The sequence below is a fragment of the Mesorhizobium sp. M1396 genome (assembly GCF_040317725.1).
Taxonomy (GTDB): domain Bacteria; phylum Pseudomonadota; class Alphaproteobacteria; order Rhizobiales; family Rhizobiaceae; genus Mesorhizobium.
In genome coordinates this window covers 1-1,127 of sequence record NZ_JAMYLA010000146.1, presented here as the reverse complement: position 1 = coordinate 1,127, position 1,127 = coordinate 1, and the positions used below count along the sequence as shown (strand labels likewise).

Genomic DNA, 1,127 nt, shown 5'->3' with positions numbered 1-1,127 from the left:
CGGCATGGCAACTGTGTTCATGCGAAAGCTTTTTTGTCTCGAATGATGGCGTTTAGGACGACGAGAAGCTTCCTTGCGACGGCGATGATAGCCAGCTTCTTGGATCCTGAGCGGGCTGCGATGGCGCTGTAGAAAACTCTGAAGCGCTCGCAGGCTCGGATGGCGCCGAGCGCTGCCATGTAGAGGGCCCGGCGCACGCGCGCTCGGCCGCCCTGGATCTGGCTCCTGCGGTTGAGCTTGCCGCTCTTGTTGTCGAAGGGAGCAAGGCCCGCGAGCGCCGCTATCGACTTGGGGGTTCGCAGGCCGAGTTCGGGCAGGTGCGCCAGCAGAGAGAACGCAGTGACCTTGGAGACACCGGGCACGGAGACCATCAGCGTGTTGTCGCGGGCAGTATCTTCGGTTTGGCGAATGACTTCGGCGATCCGGGCTTCGAGCGCCTTGATGCGCGTGTTGAAGGTTGCGATCAGCTCTTCGAACTCGGTGATGACGGTCTCGTCGAAAGCCTCACTGAGCTGCTTCTTCAACTTTGCCCTGATCTCGACCAGTTGGTCGCGCAGGCGGGCAAGTGATTGAAGCCGCTCACCTTCCTCGCGCGGCGCCGGCTCGGCTTCAGGGTGGTAGCGACGACCATAGCCGCTCAGCATCCTGGCATCGAGACGATCGGTCTTGGCGCGCCGCGCCGTCGACCTCGCATAGTGGTGAGTGTGCGCCGGATTGTGTCGCGAGAAAGCAACGCCGGCCTTGGCCAACGCATGGCGCAGCAGCCGGTCATGGACCCCTGTCGCCTCCATGACAACGAAGTCACGGCCAGGGTGAAGGCCTGTCACATAGGCAGCGATCGCTTCGACCTGGTTGTCGATGCGCTGGCAACGACCGCTTGCTTCATCAAAAAAGTCGAGCCACTGCTTGGAAATGTCGCAGCCGACGTAGTTCTGCATTATCATGTCCATGCCTCTTCCTGTGGTGCGGGGTCTGCTGCCAACAGCCCCGTGCAACTGTTCAGGTTGATGGTTCACCGGTGGGAAGGGACCGAGCCATGCCGCGGCCTGTCCTGTGAAAGGACGACCAGGATCCTCTCGGTCTCCTTCCCACTTCAAACATAGCATGGGAACAACACACAGGATCCT

General features: G+C 61.0%; 1 protein-coding gene. It reads right to left on the bottom strand.

The genetic code is table 11. The annotated features are described in order from the left end of the window. Positions 1-17: 17 nt before the first annotated feature. On the bottom strand, positions 18-1,127 hold a 1,110-nt coding region (locus NKH02_RS34350; RefSeq protein WP_352884269.1), incomplete at its 5' end, for an IS110 family RNA-guided transposase.